The 14955-nt window shown below is 64.6% G+C and carries 14 protein-coding genes; 6 read left to right on the top strand and 8 right to left on the bottom strand.

All coding sequences use genetic code 11. From position 1 onward, the window contains the following. Positions 1-312: 312 nt before the first annotated feature. From ACFFWD_RS27080 to ACFFWD_RS27070, 3 genes are all read right to left on the bottom strand, one after another. Positions 313-1869 (bottom strand): MDR family MFS transporter, encoded by a 1557-nt coding sequence (locus ACFFWD_RS27080; protein ID WP_376970362.1) that lies wholly within the window; start codon positions 1867-1869, stop codon positions 313-315. 203 nt (positions 1870-2072) lie between these two features. Beyond that, positions 2073-3236 carry an HlyD family secretion protein gene (locus ACFFWD_RS27075; RefSeq protein ID WP_376970361.1) on the bottom strand — a complete coding sequence of 388 codons (1164 nt, stop codon included), beginning with the start codon at positions 3234-3236 and terminating at the stop codon, positions 2073-2075. Beyond that, positions 3229-3708 (bottom strand): MarR family winged helix-turn-helix transcriptional regulator, encoded by a 480-nt coding sequence (locus ACFFWD_RS27070; protein ID WP_376970359.1) that lies wholly within the window; start codon positions 3706-3708, stop codon positions 3229-3231. Before ACFFWD_RS27070 ends, ACFFWD_RS27075 begins: the two co-directional genes overlap by 8 nt. A gap of 164 nt (positions 3709-3872) precedes the next feature. Here ACFFWD_RS27070 and ACFFWD_RS27065 point away from each other — a divergent pair, with 164 nt between their 5' ends. Together ACFFWD_RS27065 and ACFFWD_RS27060 are read left to right on the top strand one after the other, a co-directional pair. Then, positions 3873-4358 (top strand): Fur family transcriptional regulator, encoded by a 486-nt coding sequence (locus tag ACFFWD_RS27065; RefSeq protein WP_376970357.1) that lies wholly within the window; start codon positions 3873-3875, stop codon positions 4356-4358. A gap of 156 nt (positions 4359-4514) precedes the next feature. After that, positions 4515-5471 (top strand): DMT family transporter, encoded by a 957-nt coding sequence (locus ACFFWD_RS27060; protein ID WP_376970355.1) that lies wholly within the window; start codon positions 4515-4517, stop codon positions 5469-5471. 2 nt (positions 5472-5473) lie between these two features. On the opposite strand, the gene ACFFWD_RS27055 is transcribed toward ACFFWD_RS27060, so the two are convergent. After that, positions 5474-6349 carry a sulfurtransferase gene (locus tag ACFFWD_RS27055; protein WP_376970353.1) on the bottom strand — a complete coding sequence of 292 codons (876 nt, stop codon included), beginning with the start codon at positions 6347-6349 and terminating at the stop codon, positions 5474-5476. A 323-nt stretch (positions 6350-6672) separates the two neighbouring features. Here ACFFWD_RS27055 and ispG point away from each other — a divergent pair, with 323 nt between their 5' ends. The 3 genes from ispG (at position 6673) to ACFFWD_RS27040 (ending at position 10405) form a co-directional block, all read left to right on the top strand. Continuing rightward, the gene (ispG, locus tag ACFFWD_RS27050) at positions 6673-7962 is read left to right on the top strand and encodes a flavodoxin-dependent (E)-4-hydroxy-3-methylbut-2-enyl-diphosphate synthase (RefSeq protein WP_376970351.1); all 1290 of its coding nucleotides are present in this window, start codon (positions 6673-6675) and stop codon (positions 7960-7962) included. A gap of 134 nt (positions 7963-8096) precedes the next feature. Next, entirely contained in the window at positions 8097-8990 is an 894-nt protein-coding gene (locus ACFFWD_RS27045; RefSeq protein ID WP_376970349.1) for a TauD/TfdA dioxygenase family protein, read from the top strand. 74 nt (positions 8991-9064) lie between these two features. Beyond that, positions 9065-10405 carry a Rieske 2Fe-2S domain-containing protein gene (locus tag ACFFWD_RS27040; RefSeq protein WP_376970347.1) on the top strand — a complete coding sequence of 447 codons (1341 nt, stop codon included), beginning with the start codon at positions 9065-9067 and terminating at the stop codon, positions 10403-10405. 139 nt (positions 10406-10544) lie between these two features. Here ACFFWD_RS27040 and ACFFWD_RS27035 read toward each other — a convergent pair whose 3' ends face one another. Both ACFFWD_RS27035 and ACFFWD_RS27030 read right to left on the bottom strand, forming a co-directional pair. Then, entirely contained in the window at positions 10545-12152 is a 1608-nt protein-coding gene (locus ACFFWD_RS27035; protein ID WP_376970345.1) for a Na+/H+ antiporter, read from the bottom strand. Positions 12153-12334: 182 nt separating this feature from the next. Continuing rightward, positions 12335-12709, bottom strand: coding sequence for a nuclear transport factor 2 family protein (locus ACFFWD_RS27030; protein ID WP_376970343.1), 375 nt, complete (start codon positions 12707-12709; stop codon positions 12335-12337). Between the two features lie 90 nt (positions 12710-12799). Between ACFFWD_RS27030 and ACFFWD_RS27025 the strand changes: the two genes are divergently transcribed. Next, entirely contained in the window at positions 12800-13234 is a 435-nt protein-coding gene (locus ACFFWD_RS27025) for a GFA family protein (RefSeq protein ID WP_376970341.1), read from the top strand. A 97-nt stretch (positions 13235-13331) separates the two neighbouring features. Here ACFFWD_RS27025 and ACFFWD_RS27020 read toward each other — a convergent pair whose 3' ends face one another. Further along, positions 13332-14012, bottom strand: coding sequence for a DUF1345 domain-containing protein (locus ACFFWD_RS27020; RefSeq protein WP_376970339.1), 681 nt, complete (start codon positions 14010-14012; stop codon positions 13332-13334). Between the two features lie 20 nt (positions 14013-14032). Further along, on the bottom strand, positions 14033-14953 hold the full coding sequence (locus ACFFWD_RS27015; RefSeq protein ID WP_376970337.1) for a polyprenyl synthetase family protein: 921 nt from the start codon (positions 14951-14953) through the stop codon (positions 14033-14035). Between the last annotated feature and the right edge of the window lie 2 nt (positions 14954-14955).

Below are 14955 nucleotides of genomic sequence, written 5' to 3'. Positions count from 1 at the left end.
GCTTTTTGTTGCACCGGACCCATGGGTGCAATCGGCGCCCGGCTTTCCCTGCGCCCTCTGTTCTTCAGAAGGGCGAAGATTCCAGGATACCTCGGACGCATCGCGCCGCGAGAATGCGACCTCACGTCCTCTCTTCGCTATTTGACAATCGAATCAGGATCTCGCCCCCGTCATTGCGAGGAGCAGAGCGACGAAGCAATCCATGCCTCCACGCGCGCAGCAACAATGGATTGCTTCGCTTCGCTCGCAATGACGGGGAAGGAGCGGTGTGCGACTCGGCGGCCCACAACGGCGTTGAGGAGATGGAGTAGCCTACTCCATCACCGCCGCATGGTCCGACGGCGCTGCTTGCGCGCGCAGCGTGGCCTTGGTCGAGCCGATCATGATCGCAAGCGGGATCGAGGCCAGGATGAACAGCATCACGAGCTGGTAGTCGTGCGAGAACGCGATGATCTGCGACTGCGCGGCCACCATCTTGTCGGCCATGGCGCGGCCGGCGTTGCTGTTGAGGTTGATCTTGCCGGAGACGTCGCGCATCTGCAGCGCGTGGTTGAACGGGTTGATGTGCTCCGACAGCTTGGCGTAGATGCGCCGCGATCCCTCCGTGAGCTGCGCGATCACGATCGAGATGCCGACCGAGCTGGCGACGTTGCGCATCAGGGTCAGCATCGAGGTGCCGTCGGTGCGCAGATGGTTCGGCAAGGTCAGGAACGCCACGGTCGACAGCGGCACGAAGACGAGGCCGAAGCCGAAGCCCTGGATGATGCTGACGACGATGATCTCCGGTGCCTGGGTCATGTCGGTCCAGCCGGTCATCCGGAACAGCGAGGCGGCGGTGAGCCCGAGGCCGGAAATGATCAGCGTGCGCGCCTCGATATAGCGCATCATGCGGCCGACCAGCATCATCGCAACGAAGGTGCCGAAGCCGCGGCTCGCCAGCAGGAGGCCGGCGGTGATGATCGGATAGCCGATGACGTTCTGCAAGTAAGGCGAGGCCAGCGCCATGGTCGAATACAGCACGAGGCCCATCACCGTCATGAACACGCAGCCGGAGAGGAAGTTCTTGTCCTTGAACAGCGCGAACTGGATGAACGGCTGGTCCGTTGTCAGCGAGTGGGCGAAGAAATAGTAGAAGCCGATCGCGGAGATGATGAACTCGGCAACGATTTCGTTGGATTCCAGCCAGCCGAGCTGCTCGCCGCGGTCGAGCGCGAGCTGCAGCGCGCCGATCGCGACCGCAAGCGCGGAGAAGCCGAACCAGTCGAAGCGCAGATTGAGGTCCTGCTTGGTCTCGTCCATGAAGACGATCAGGCCGAGCACGGTGATGGCGCCGAACGGCAAATTGACGAAGAATACCCAGTGCCAGGAATAGGTCTCGGTCAGCCAGGCGCCGAGCGAGGGGCCCATGATCGGGCCCATCATCACGCCCATGCCCCAGATCGACATCGCCTTCGCCCGCTCCTGCAGTGTGTAGGAGTCGAGCATCACGGCCTGCGACAGCGGCACCAGCGCCGCGCCGAACACGCCCTGCAGGAGGCGGAACAGCACCATCTGGTTGATGTCCTGCGCGAGGCCGCACAGCACCGAGGCGATGGTGAAGCCGGCGGAGCAGATGATGAAGATGCGCTTCCGGCCATAGCGGTTGGCGATCCAGCCGACCGGCGCGGTCATGATCGCGGCCGCGACGATGTAGGAGGTCAGGACCCAGTTGATCTGGTCCTGCGAGGCCGACAGCGTGCCCTGCATGTAGGGCAGCGCGACGTTGGCGATGGTGGTGTCCAGCGCCTGCATGATCGTCGCCGTCATGGCGCAGATCGTCACCATGTTCCGGCGCAGGCCGGGAACGGCGGATGGTGACGGTGCGGTCATTCAGTTCAGTCCTGTTTGCGGGTCGAAAGTCACCTCTCCCGCTTGCGGGGGAGGTCGGATCGCATCGAAGATGCGATCCGGGTGGGGGTTCTCTTCGCAGAGGGATATGCGGAGAGAGCCCCCACCCCAGCCCTCCCCCGCAAGCGGGAGAGGGAGCGCACTGCCATCGCGGTTGCCAATTCGACCTAATCTCATCCGAACTTTCAGTCCTGGTGCGCGGACGCCGGCGCGAGACCGAGCAGGCCGGCCAACGTGCGGCGATGGTTGGTGTCGATGGTCACATAGACGCTCATGCCCGCCTTGAGCTTCGAGACGAACTTGTCGTTCTGATCGAAGTAGATGCGGACCGGCACGCGCTGCACCACCTTGACGAAATTGCCGGTGGCGTTCTGCGGCGGCAGGATCGCGAACTGCGCGCCGGTGCCGGGCGAGAGCGAGCCGACCTTGCCCTTGAAGACGTGGTTGGGGAAGGCGTCGACGTCGAGCTCGACGGTCTGGCCGACCGCGACATAGGTGAAGTCGCTCTCCTTCGGGTTGGCGTCGACCCAGGGATTGGCGACGTCGATTACCGAGAACACCGGCGTGCCGGCGGTGACGAAGCGGCCGAGTTGGATCTGGTCGACCTGGGTTGCGACACCGGCCATCGGCGCCCGCAGCACGGTGTGGTCGAGGTTGCGCTGGGCGATGCCGAGCGCGGCCTTGGCCTGCGCGTAGGGCGGGAACTGCTCCAGCGGCAATTCGGGATTGCCGAGCAGCTGCGCCTTGGCGTTACTGAGCTGCTGCTTGACGAACTGCGCCTGCGCGGCCGCGGTGACGAGGCTGCTGGAAGCATTGTCGAGGTCGAGCTGCGAGCCGACATTGTTCTTCACCAGCGCCGTCTTGCGTTCGACGTCGCGCTGCTTCAGCTCGACGCCCTGCTGGGCGAGGTCGAACATCTGGCCGTAGATCTTGATGTTGGCGGTGAGGTTCTCATAGCTCGTCTTGGCCTGCTCGAGACTGGCCTTGGCCTGGTCGAGCGCGAGCTGGAACGGTTCGGCATCGATCTCGAACAGCACGTCGCCGTCCTTGACCTGCTGGCCCTCCCTGACCACGACCTTGGAGATCTTGCCGGAGATGTCGGGCGTGATCAGCACCTTCTGCGCGCCGACATAGGCGTCGTCGGTCGTCACGTAGCGGCCGCCGTTCAGGTAGAACACGATGCCGGCAACGGCTGCGACCAGCGGCAGCACGACCAGGAGCAGGACGCGGCGATAGCGCCGCATGCCGGCCAGCAACCGGCGGCGCGGCTGGGCGGCGAGCTTCTCCGGCGCGGCCGCGCCCGGATGGGCCTTCTGCTCGGGCGGGAATTTGAGGACCGGATCAGCCATAGCGCTGCTCCTTTCGGGGAGACTCGCCGGCCGGGGCTTGGATGGCATTGCGGATGTTTTCCTTGATCGATTCCAGTTGGGAGAGCATGCGGTGAGCGTCCGCGGGACTGATGCCCTCGAGTGCGGTTGCAGTGAGTTCGGAGCGCAGCCCTGCGAGCTTGCCGAGCAGCGGGCGCGCGGCCTTCTTCAGATAGAGGCGGTTGACGCGGCGGTCGGTCTCGTCACCGCGGCGCTCGATCCAGCCATTGTCGCAGAGCTTGTCGATCAGCCGCGTCAGCGTGATCGGCTGCATCTCCATCTGTTCGGCGAGCTCGGTCTGCTTCAGGCCTTCGCTGCGTTCGACCTTGGCCAGCACGGCCCATTGCGCGCGCGTGATGCCGTAGCGGGCGGCCTCCTTGTCGGCGTAGACGCGGATTAGCCGGAACACCTCGCCGAGCGTGAACAGGAAGTTCATATCCACGGAACCGTGCATGGCTGGTTTGGCCCTCTCTCCATAAGCATGGATAATAATAAGCTTGCTCATTAAATCTGGATGGCGAGTTAACGGGAGGCTGATCCGCACTGGACACATGGCTGGGGCATCGCAGGGCATGCGGGCTTTGGGAATGAGCACTGAAATGCTACAAATCGGGGCAAATGAGCCTGGCCAAGCCGACATTCCCCGCGCCGGATCACGATCACGGCCGCTGCACCGCCGATGCGATGACGCATGCCGAGCAGGTTTGCGCGCGCCGGGCGCAGAAATTCACCCCGATCCGCCGCCAGGTCCTGCAGGCATTGTTGTCCAGCCACCGGCCGCTCGGCGCCTACGAGGTGATCGACGAGCTCGCCAAGTCGATGCCGCGGCCGGCGCCGATTACGGTCTACCGCGCGCTCGACTTCCTGATGGAGAACGGGCTCGTTCACCGCATCGAGAGCCGCAACGCGTTCCTCGCCTGCGCGCACGACCACGACGAGACCTCGATGGTGGCATTCCTGATCTGCGACCATTGCGGCTCGGTCGGCGAAATCCCGGCGGCGCCCGTCGCGCAGAGTCTGACCGCGGCGGCGCGGGCCACGGGCTTCATCCCAAAGCTCTCCGTCGTCGAAATCGCCGGCACCTGTGCCCACTGCCAGAAGTAGCTGATCTGAGATGCTCACCCCGTCATTGCGAGGAGCGAAGCGACGAAGCAATCCATGCCTCCGCAAGTGGCGGAATGGATTGCTTCGCTCCGCTCGCAATGACGCGGCGAAGCTGGAATCATAACAACACGGCGCTCAAGCCGGCCACGAGGAACGATGTCCACCCAAGCGATCTCGAGCAACGTTGTAAGGCCCGTCAGCGCCAGCCATGGGCTGCCCCCAGGCGCCGTCGCGCTCATGTTGATGCTGTGCCTGAGCTGGGGCTTCAACCAGATCGCGGTCAAGCTCGCGCTACCAGACGTTCCGCCGATGCTGCAGGCCCTGATCCGCTCCGCCGGCGCGCTGCCGGTTATGGTGCTCGTCGGCTGGCTGCGCGGCGTGAAGTTCTTCGAGCGCGACGGTACGCTGCTGCCCGGCCTCGCCGCAGGCGTGATGTTCGGGATCGAGTTCGTGCTGATCTTCTCCGGGCTCGTCTTCACCTCGGCCTCCCGCGCGGCGGTGTTCCTTTACACCGCGCCGTTCTTCGTCGCGCTCGGCTCGCATCAATTCCTCGGCGAGCGGATGAGCGCGCTGCAATGGAGCGGACTGGCGTTGAGCTTCGCCGGCGTTGCGCTCGCGATCGGCGTGCCGCAGCCCAATGTCGATGCCAAGGTGCTGCTCGGCGACCTCATGGTGGTCGGCGGCGGCGTGCTGTGGGCGGCGACCACGCTGGTCGCCAAGGGCACGCGCCTGCGCATGGCGGCGCCGGAAAAGGCGCTCGGCTATCAGGCGGCGGTGTCGATCCCGATCCTGGCGTTTGCCTCCTGGATCTTCGGCGAGAAGATCACGCATATGCCGAGCGCGCTGTCGATTTCACTGCTCGCCTATCAGGCGCTCTGGGTGGTCGGCTGCACCTTCGTGATCTGGTTTGCGATGGTGAAGGTCTATTCGGCGAACAAGCTCTCGGCCTTCACCTTCTTCACGCCGCTGTTCGGCGTGGTCGCGGCCTATTTCATCCTGCACGATGCGCTGACACCGGTGTTCGGCATCGCCGCGCTGCTGGTGATCGTCGGGCTCTACCTCGTCAACAAGCCCGACCCGAAGCTGACGCCGGATCCGAACGTGCCGGCCTGATCCTACCCCGTCTCGATCGGCAGCGACTCGTCCTTGGCCCATTCGCCCATCGAGCCGTCATAGAGCGTCAGGTTGTCGTAGCCGAGCCGGTGCAATTGAAACAGATCGATCGTGGCCGAGATGCCGCCGCCGCAATAGGCGACGACGCGCTTATCGCGCGTGATGCCCTGTGTGGCGAAGGTCGCTTCAGCCTCGGCCAGCGGCGCGAAGGCCTTGCTCTTGGGATCGATCAGGGTTGCCGCCGGCACGTTGACACTGCCGGGGACGCGTCCGGGGCGGCCATAGCGGCTCGGCTCCAGGCCCTTGTGGAATTGCGGGCCCAGCGCGTTGACGATGACAGTGTTGCGGTCGGCGGTTGCGGCCAGCACGTCATGCTTGCCGACGAACAGGCCGGGCACGGACCTCGCAGAGAACGTCGCCGATGGATAGTCGCCGGTCAGGCCGGTCTCGATGTCGCGGCCCTCGGCGGTCCATTTGTCGATCCCGCCGTCAAGCACCGAGGCGCCGTCAAAGCCGAGCGAGCGCAGCATCCACCAGAAGCGCGTCGCCCACATCGGCGTGCCGATGGAATAGAGCACGACCCGGCTGTTCGCCGAGATGCCGTGGCGGCCGAACGCGGCTTCGAGCTTTGCGGTGGCCGGCATCATGAAGCGCAGGTCGGTGTTCGGATCGGAGAACTCGCCCTGCAGGTCGAGGAAATTCGCGCCGGGGATATGGCCCGCCTCGAAGGTCTGGCGCCCCGACACGGCAATGTAGGGAACGCCGCTGCCCGGCGGCACCGGCTCGAGATAGGTGGTGCAGTCGTACAGGCGCAGTTCGGGCCGATTCAGGATCTCGGCAAGTTCCGCCGTGGTGATCAGCTCGCTATGCGCCGCCATAGGCCACCTCCCGAGATCACGTTAAGGGGATGCTAGAGCATGATCCGGGAAAGTGGACCTGATTTTTCCGAGACCATTATGCTGAACCCAAGTGACCCGAGGTGCGCCAGATCACATGAAAAGCCAAAGCATTGCCCCTTTGAATCACCCAAGTCAGGTCCAATATAGCGGTCATGCAGGACGCCGTTGCATGGCTTGCTTTTAGCCCCAATCGACGGCATAAGCTGTTGAATTCGCAGCGAAAAAGCTAAATCTGCCCGTCACCCCAGCGCCCGCTACCGCCCCCTTGGTGAATGTCACCAAAACCTGATATTCGAGACGCCATGAACAAGCCCGAGATTTTGCCCGAGAGCGATGTCGCCGGTCCCCAGCCGCGACACCAAACCACACAGGTCATGGTCGGCAATGTTGCCGTCGGCGGCGGCGCGCCGATCGTCGTGCAGTCGATGACCAATACCGACACCGCCGACATCGAGGGCACCATCGCCCAGGTCGCCGCGCTGTCGCGCGCCGGCTCCGAGATGGTGCGCATCACCGTCGACCGCGAGGAGGCCGCTGCCGCCGTTCCGCATATCCGCGACGGCCTGCGCAAGCGCGGCATCACCACGCCCTTGATCGGTGACTTCCACTATATCGGCCACAAGCTGCTCGCCGAATATCCGGCCTGTGCGGAAGCGCTCGACAAGTACCGCATCAATCCCGGCAATGTCGGCTTCAAGAACAAGCGCGACACGCAGTTCGCCGACATCATCGAGATCGCCAACAAGAACAGCAAGCCGGTGCGCATCGGCGCCAACTGGGGCTCGCTCGACCAGGAGCTGCTCACCAAGCTGATGGACGAGAATACGGCTTCGCCCAATCCGCGCGACGCGCGCGCGGTGACCCGCGAGGCCATGGTGCAGTCGGCGCTGTTGTCGGCCGCCCGCGCCCAAGAGCTCGGCATGCCGAAGAACAAGATCATCCTGTCGGCAAAAGTGTCCGCCGTGCAGGATCTGATCGCGGTCTATCAGGAAGTCGTGCGCCGTTCGGATTACGCGATCCATCTCGGCCTCACCGAGGCCGGCATGGGCTCGAAGGGCATCGTCGCCTCCTCGGCCGCGCTCGGCATCCTGCTACAGCAGGGCATCGGCGACACCATCCGCATCTCGCTGACACCGGAGCCCGGCGGCGATCGCACGCTGGAAGTGCAGGTCGCGCAGGAATTGCTGCAGACCATGGGCTTCCGCACCTTCGTGCCGCTGGTCGCGGCCTGCCCGGGTTGCGGCCGCACCACATCGACCACGTTCCAGGAGCTGGCGGGCTCGATCCAGGATTTCATCCGCGACGAGATGCCGACCTGGAAGACGAAGTATCCCGGCGTCGAGCAGCTCAACGTCGCGGTGATGGGCTGCATCGTCAACGGCCCCGGCGAATCCAAGCACGCCAATATCGGCATCTCGCTGCCCGGCACCGGCGAAGCGCCGGCCGCGCCCGTCTTCGTCGACGGCAAGAAGTTCCGCACCCTGCGCGGCCCGACCATTGCTGCCGAGTTCAAGGCGCTGGTGATCGATTACATCGACCAGCGCTACGGCAACGGCGCCAAGCTGCCGGAGACTGCGGGAGCTGCGGAGTAGAGCGCGGTCCCGTAGCCCGGATGGAGCGCAAGCGAAATCCGGGGCGATGCTGCCATGCATGGGCTGATCCCGGATTGCGCTTCGCTCCATCCGGGCTACCATGTTCCCAATCAAGAACGGTTGGGAGAACGCCGATGAGCTCACTGTCCGGCAAGCAAGGCCCGCGCTATCGCCACGTTACTGACGAGTCCGAGCCTTACGAGACCATCGAAGTCGAAAAGCTGACGCCGATCATCGGGGCGGAGATTTCCGGCGTCGATATCGGCAAGCTCGTCGATGGCGATGCGCGCTCCAACCGGCAGATGGACGAGATCCATCGCGCGCTCGCCGAAAACCTCGTCATCTTCTTCCGCGACCAGCACATCAGCTCCGACCAGCACCTCGCCTTTGGCCGCAAGTTCGGCGAGCTGCATGTCCATCCCGCCGCGCCCAACGAGGGCGATCCGGCGCTGATGAAGATCTATGCCGACAAGGATTCGCCGCGCGCCAACGGCGAGGGCTGGCACACCGACGTGTCCTGCGACCTCGAGCCGCCGATGGGCTCGATCCTCTACATCAAGCAGTGCCCGCCGCGCGGCGGCGACACGCTGTTCGCAAACATGTATGCGGCCTATGAGGCGCTGTCGGATCGCATGAAGGCCTATCTCGACGGGCTCACCGCGCTGCATGACGGCGAGCAGACCTACCGCGGGCTCTATGCGAACTACGGCGTCGCCGACAAGCAGACCTATCCGCGCGCCGAGCATCCTGTCATCCGCACCCATCCGGTGACGGGAAAGAAGGCGCTCTACGTCAACCGCGGCTTCACCCGCTACATCGTCGGCATCCCCCGCGACGAGAGCGACGCGATGCTCGCCTATCTCTACCAGCACGCCGAGAACCCGCTGTTCCAGTGCCGCTTCCGCTGGACCGAGAACGCAATCGCGTTCTGGGACAACCGCTGCGCCCAGCACCGCGCGATGTGGGACTACTGGCCGCACACCCGCTCCGGCACGCGCGTGACGGTGAAGGGGGAGCGGCCGGTGTGAGGCGGGCTCCGTTGACGCCTGCTGGCGTCTGCGCCAAGCTTCCCAAAACCAAAACAAATCTCGGGAGGTCGCCCATGCTTCGCGCCGAAGACAACAAATTCCTCACCGAATCGGGTGCGGGAACGGGAATGGGCGAGTTGCTGCGCCGGTTCTGGATTCCGGTGTTGTTGTCTGCGGAATTGCCGGAAGCCGACGGCGAGCCGAAGAAGATCGTTGTCATGGGCGAGGAACTGCTCGCCTTCCGCGACAGCCGCGGCGTCGTCGGGGTGATCGATCAATACTGTCCGCATCGCGGCGCCAATCTCTGGCTCGGCCGCAACGAGGAGTGCGGCATCCGCTGCGTCTATCACGGCTGGAAGTTCGACACCGACGGCCGCTGCGTCGACATGCCGACGTCCTATCCCGACCTCAATGCGAAAGACCTGATCCGCATCAAGTCCTATCCGGTGCGCGAATGGGGCGAGATGATCTGGGCCTATATGGGCCCGGCGGACCAGATGCCGGAACTGCCGGCGCTGGAGATGGCGCTGCTGCCGCCGTCGCATCGCTTCGTCACCAAGAAATGGCAGGACTGCAACTGGGTGCAGGCGGTGGAAGGCTCGATCGACACCGCGCATTTCACCTTCGCGCATCTCTCCTTCGAGAAGGAGGAGAACGAGATCCTCGACGTCAAGAAGCATTTCGTGAATCCGCTGACGCGGGTCGCGACCGACCACATGCGCTGGATCGCCGAGGACCCGCGCCCGGTGATCAAGATCAATCCGCATGACGCCGGCCTCACGGTCGCGGGCGGGCGGCTCACCGGCACCGACAACATCTACTGGCGCATCGCCCAGTTCCTGATGCCTTTCCACAGCTACGCGCCGAGCTCGATGCCGGGCGAGAACATCTTCGGCCAGACCTTCGTGCCGGTCACCGACACCAATTGCTGGATCTACACCTATGCGTGGAATCCTCACCGTCCGTTGACCGAGGCCGAGCGCGATGGTTACGCCAATGGCAATGGCGTGATGGCGGTGGTTGACGCGAACTACGTGCCGCTGCGCAACAAGTCGAACGACTACCTGATCGACCGCAAGCTGCAGAAGACGACGAGCTACACCGGCATCAAGGGCGTCTCCGAGCAAGACGCCGCGGTGCAGGACAGTCAGGGCCCGATCGCCGATCGTACCCGCGAGCATCTGGGGCCGACCGATCTCGGCATCATGCATTTCCGCAAGCTGGTGATGGAGGCCGCGCGCGCGCTGCAGCGGGGCGAGGCGCCGCCGCATGCGAAGCACCAGGACCGCTACACCGTGCGCTCCGGCGCCTGCGTGACCAGCAAGACCAAGGACCTCACCGCGGTGATGATCGAACGGTTCGGCGATCCGGCCGGATTCGTCGGCGGCCCGGGGCAGAATGCGGCGGCGGAGTAGGCACCCCCGTCATTGCAAGGAGCCACCCGGTCCCGCCTTCGGCGGGCCGGATGATAAACTCCGCGACGAAGCAATCCATCGCTCCCCATACGCGGTGGCATGGATTGCTTCGCTCCGCTCGCAATGACTCGCGCGGAGGCTACAGCGGAACTCGCCGATACTCCCGATTGCTGAGGCTCGCTTCCTCCAGATCGAGATCGCGTTCGATCCGCCGCCGCGTCTCGTCGGTGATCTTGCCGTCGCGCAACAGCGCGTGGATGAACTTTCGCTCCGAGGCGATCAGTTCGCGGGTCAGCTCGGTGCCCGCAGCGGAGGTGTCGTGCTTGTCGGGGTCGAGCGAGTCGGGCAGCTGGTTGATGCGGATTTCGTGCCGCGAGCGCAACAGCTTCACGACCTCGTCGGACAGCTCGCGGTCGTCGGTGATGGCATCGAGCGATTTCAGCGCGGCCGCCAGCGCGTCGCGCCGCGCCGAGATTTCCGATTCGTGCTCGGCGAGGTGCTCCCTGTGGCCCTCCCTGGCGATCCCGAGCCAGCGCACCACCGACGGCAATCCCAGTCCAAGTCCGACCAGTGTCACGAAGATCACGCCGAAGGCGACGAACAGGATCAGGTCGCGATAGGGGAAGGGATCGCCGTTCGGCAGCGCGAGCGGCAGCGCCAGCGCCGCTGCGAGCGAGACCGCGCCGCGCACGCCGGTGAAGGCGACCACGAACACCGCCCGCCACGACGGCAGTGGATCGCGGTCGCGCAGCCCCTTGTTGATCCAGCGCGGCAGATAGGTGCCCGGGAACACCCAGACGAAGCGCGCGACAATGACAATGACGGCGACCAGCGCGGTGGCCGTGAGGATGTCGTCCAGCGGAAACGCCTTCGATCTCTCGACCAGCGAGCGCATCTGGAAGCCGGTCATCAGGAACAGGAGACCCTCGATCAAATAGATGATGAGGTCCCAGAAGAAGATGCCCTGCAGCCGCGTCGCGGCGGAGATCAACAGCGGTCCATTCCAGCTCATATAGAGCCCGCAGGCCACCGTGGCGATCACGCCGCTGCCGCCGAGGTGTTCGGGAATCCAGTAGGCGAGGTAGGGCGTGATCAGCGACAGCGTGATCTCGACTTGCGGGTCGCGGGCGCGACGGCGGGCGCGCAGGCTAAGCCAGCCGACGGCGATGCCGAACAGGATCTCGCCGACGACGATGACGAAGAAGGCGCCGGTCGCCTTCGGCAGCGAGAACAGCCCGGTCGTGATCGCGGCCAGCGTGAAGCGATAGAGGATCAGCGCGGTCGCGTCATTGGCAAGGCCTTCGCCCTCGAGCACGACCAGGATGCGGCGCGGCATGCCGAGCTTGCGTGCGATCGCAAGCGGCGCCACGACATCCGGCGGCGCGACGATGGCACCGAGCAGGAAGCCGATGCTCCAGGGCAGTCCGATCAGGTAATGGGTCGCGGCCGCGACCATGAACGCGGTGAAGATCACGCAGCCGACCGACAGCAGAATGATCGGCCGCAGATTGGCTTTGAACTCGCGCCAGCTCATGGCGACGCTTGCCGAATAGATCAGCGGCGGCAGCACCACCAGAAGCACGAGTTCCGGCGGTAGTTCGAGCGAAGGCATGCCCGGCACGAAGGCGAGCACGACGCCGACCAGCAAAAGCAGGATCGCCGGCGCGACGTCGATGCGGCGCGCCAGCAGCGCGGTTCCCGCCAGCAGTCCCAGCAGGATGAGAAAGATCTGAAACTTGGCTTCCATATCGGCTCAATTCGCCCGGAAACCAACATCAGTCAATGCGGTCCGGCAGCCGCCGGCCCGCGTCGATTATGACACCAAAGTCGCAGGAGCAGGTCAGCCGTGAGTCGGCTTCGCTCGCGGCTAGGCGTGTCTGTCGCTAGAGGGCTGCCGGAGATGAACTCAGCTGCCGCGATGGTGCCCCGTCACTCGCGAAGGTCGTAGCGATAGGATTTCGAGACGATCTGCCAGCCGTCGGCGAGCTTCATTGCCACCAGATAATCGGTGAAGTAGCGCGGCGGCAATTGGCAGCGCACCTTGATGAAGGCCGTGTTGTCGTCGGAGCGGTCGATGGTAACGATGAAGTCTTCGCGCGGCTTGCCTTCTGCCTTCGCCGACGGCCGCTTGCGCACGCGCTCGAGCCAGTCCGGAACGGTCAGGACCTGCAATTCGCCCTTCTCCAGCCAGCGCAGGTCGGCGGAGGGGTGGAAGATCGCCCCGAGCTTGTCGGTGCTGCCTTCGTAGAGGCCATCGAAATAGGTTTGTACGACGCCTTCGACACTCGATCGATCGTGGCTCATGGGTGGTCCTCCCGGCAGGGTTGTGGTCTGATGGGATTAAGCCATGAACCGTCGATCCATGCCTTAAAAATCTGCGTGAGGGAGTGAAGTGTGATTCAATCGGAGAATTCGAACGCTCGCATCCTTGTCGGCGAATGCTTCTGCCGCGCGGTGCGCTACGAGGTCGCCGATGCGTTCGCCTATGCGCTCAATTGCCATTGCTCGAACTGCCGGCGCACCACGGGATCGGCGTTCAAGCCGTTCGCAGGGATCGCACGCGATCGGTTTGACGTCACCAGAGGCCGCGACAACCTTTTGATTTATGGCGACGAGATAACGCATGACGCACACTGCGCCCGCTGCGGCTCGCTGCTCTATTCCGTCGTCCGCGAAGGGGCGTTTGTCCACGTCGCGATGGGAACGCTGACCGACGCGCCCACGATCCGCCCGACTGCGCATATCTTCGTTGGTTCAAAGGCATCGTGGTACACGATATCGGACGACCTGCCGCAATATCAGGAACACGTGACGCGCGCCGCAGGCTAAAGCGCGATGAGATTAGGTTGAATCGTCATCGCGCTTTAGCTTCTTGTTTGAGCATGATCTTCTCGAAAAACCGCTTCACACTTTTCCGGATCATGCTCTAGATCGCGCTCGCGGCGATGTTCACCATCAGCGCCAGCAGCGCCGTGTTGAACACGAAGGAGATGATGCCGTGCACGGTGGCGGTGCGGCGGATGATCCTGTCGGTGATGCCGACGTCGGAGACCTGCGCGGTCATGCCGATCACGAACGAGAAGTAGACGAAGTCCCAATAATCCGCATCGGCATGTGCGTCGCCGCTCGGAAACTGCAGACCGCCCGGCGTCTTGCCACGGTAGAATTCGTGGGCGTAGTGCAACGCGAACGCGGTGTGGACCACGGCCCATGACAACGTGATGGTGACGACCGCCAGCGCCAGTCCGGCCGGGCTGCCCTTGGACGCGCCGAGCTCGAACACGATGGCTGCGAGGCTCGCCAGCGCGCCGAACGCGGTCAGCAGCAGGATCAGGAAACGGCCATCGTCCTGCAGGATGGCGCTTCGCTTGATATGGGCGACGCCACAGCGCAGCATCATCACATAGGCGAGCACGAGATAGAGCGCGGCGAACGCATCCCATCCGGTGAGCAGGCGCGTCACCAAGCGTGGCGATCCCGGCACCAGCAGCGCGGCCAGGATGCCGAACCCGAGCGAGGCGAAGGTGCGCGGCCGGCCCACGACCACGCGCACCGGCAGCGGCAGCTTCTTGAAGCGAACAAGGTGGTCGTCGAGCTCCTTGTTCATTTCAGCACCCGCGACGTCAGCTAGTTCTTGCGGTCGGCGACGAAGCGCGCGGCCGCGCGCAGCACGTCGCCCCTGCCGTCGAAGATCGACAGCGCGGCATCGGCGCGCGCCAACAGGTCGCGCACGCGTTGCTTGGCGCCGTCGATGCCGAGTTGGGTGACGAAGGTGGTCTTGCCGAGCGCTGCATCCGCGCCGGCCGGCTTGCCGAGCGCGGCCGCGTCGCCCTCGACGTCGAGCAGGTCGTCGGCGATCTGGAAGGCTTCGCCGAGCGCTTTGCCGTAATCATCGAGTGCCTGGTATTCCTTCTCGGAGGACTTGCCGAGGATCGCGCCCGCGATGCAGCCGAAGCGCAGCAGCGCGCCGGTCTTCATCTGCTGCAGGCGGGCGACGTCGACCGGCTCGCGGTCGCCGAAGCGGCCTTCGCCGGCGAGGTCGAGAATCTGGCCGCCGGCCATGCCGCCGATGCCGGAGGCGCGCGCCAGCGCGCGGGTCAAGAGCAGGCGCACCTGCGCGTCCTTGTGGATCGCGTCGCGGGTGATGATGTCGAAGGCGATAGTGAGCAGCGCGTCGCCGGCGAGGATCGCGGTCGCGTCGTCATAGGCCTTGTGCAGGGTGGGGCGGCCGCGACGCAGGTCGGAATTGTCCATCGACGGCAGGTCGTCGTGGATCAGCGAATAGCAGTGGATGCATTCGAGCGCCGCACCCGCCAGCAGCGCGGCCTCGCGCGGCACGCCGAACACCGCGGCGCTCTCGACCACGAGGAACGGCCGCAGCCGCTTTCCCCCGCCGAGGCTCGAATAGCGCATCGCCTCGATCAGGCGCTTCGGGCGCACGATCTCGTCGGTTTCGATGGCATCCGACAGCAATTTTGCAAGCAGGGCCTCGGTATCTTCCGCGGTCTGGTCCAGCCGCTTGGAAAATTCTGCATTACCGGTCGTCATTA

Source organism: Bradyrhizobium erythrophlei, from assembly GCF_042430365.1.
GTDB classification, from domain to species: domain Bacteria; phylum Pseudomonadota; class Alphaproteobacteria; order Rhizobiales; family Xanthobacteraceae; genus Bradyrhizobium; species Bradyrhizobium erythrophlei.
This window is presented reverse-complemented; position numbering and strand designations above follow the sequence as displayed.

Coding starts and splice junctions, on each gene's coding strand:
- ACFFWD_RS27060 (WP_376970355.1), top strand. CDS start 4,515: ATGTCCACCCAAGCGATCTCGAGCAACGTTGTAAGGCCCGTCAGCGCC.
- ACFFWD_RS27070 (WP_376970359.1), bottom strand. CDS start 3,708: ATGCACGGTTCCGTGGATATGAACTTCCTGTTCACGCTCGGCGAGGTG.
- ACFFWD_RS27035 (WP_376970345.1), bottom strand. CDS start 12,152: ATGGAAGCCAAGTTTCAGATCTTTCTCATCCTGCTGGGACTGCTGGCG.
- ACFFWD_RS27075 (WP_376970361.1), bottom strand. CDS start 3,236: ATGGCTGATCCGGTCCTCAAATTCCCGCCCGAGCAGAAGGCCCATCCG.
- ACFFWD_RS27045 (WP_376970349.1), top strand. CDS start 8,097: ATGAGCTCACTGTCCGGCAAGCAAGGCCCGCGCTATCGCCACGTTACT.
- ACFFWD_RS27080 (WP_376970362.1), bottom strand. CDS start 1,869: ATGACCGCACCGTCACCATCCGCCGTTCCCGGCCTGCGCCGGAACATG.
- ACFFWD_RS27040 (WP_376970347.1), top strand. CDS start 9,065: ATGCTTCGCGCCGAAGACAACAAATTCCTCACCGAATCGGGTGCGGGA.
- ACFFWD_RS27020 (WP_376970339.1), bottom strand. CDS start 14,012: ATGAACAAGGAGCTCGACGACCACCTTGTTCGCTTCAAGAAGCTGCCG.
- ispG (WP_376970351.1), top strand. CDS start 6,673: ATGAACAAGCCCGAGATTTTGCCCGAGAGCGATGTCGCCGGTCCCCAG.
- ACFFWD_RS27030 (WP_376970343.1), bottom strand. CDS start 12,709: ATGAGCCACGATCGATCGAGTGTCGAAGGCGTCGTACAAACCTATTTC.
- ACFFWD_RS27065 (WP_376970357.1), top strand. CDS start 3,873: ATGAGCCTGGCCAAGCCGACATTCCCCGCGCCGGATCACGATCACGGC.
- ACFFWD_RS27015 (WP_376970337.1), bottom strand. CDS start 14,953: ATGACGACCGGTAATGCAGAATTTTCCAAGCGGCTGGACCAGACCGCG.
- ACFFWD_RS27055 (WP_376970353.1), bottom strand. CDS start 6,349: ATGGCGGCGCATAGCGAGCTGATCACCACGGCGGAACTTGCCGAGATC.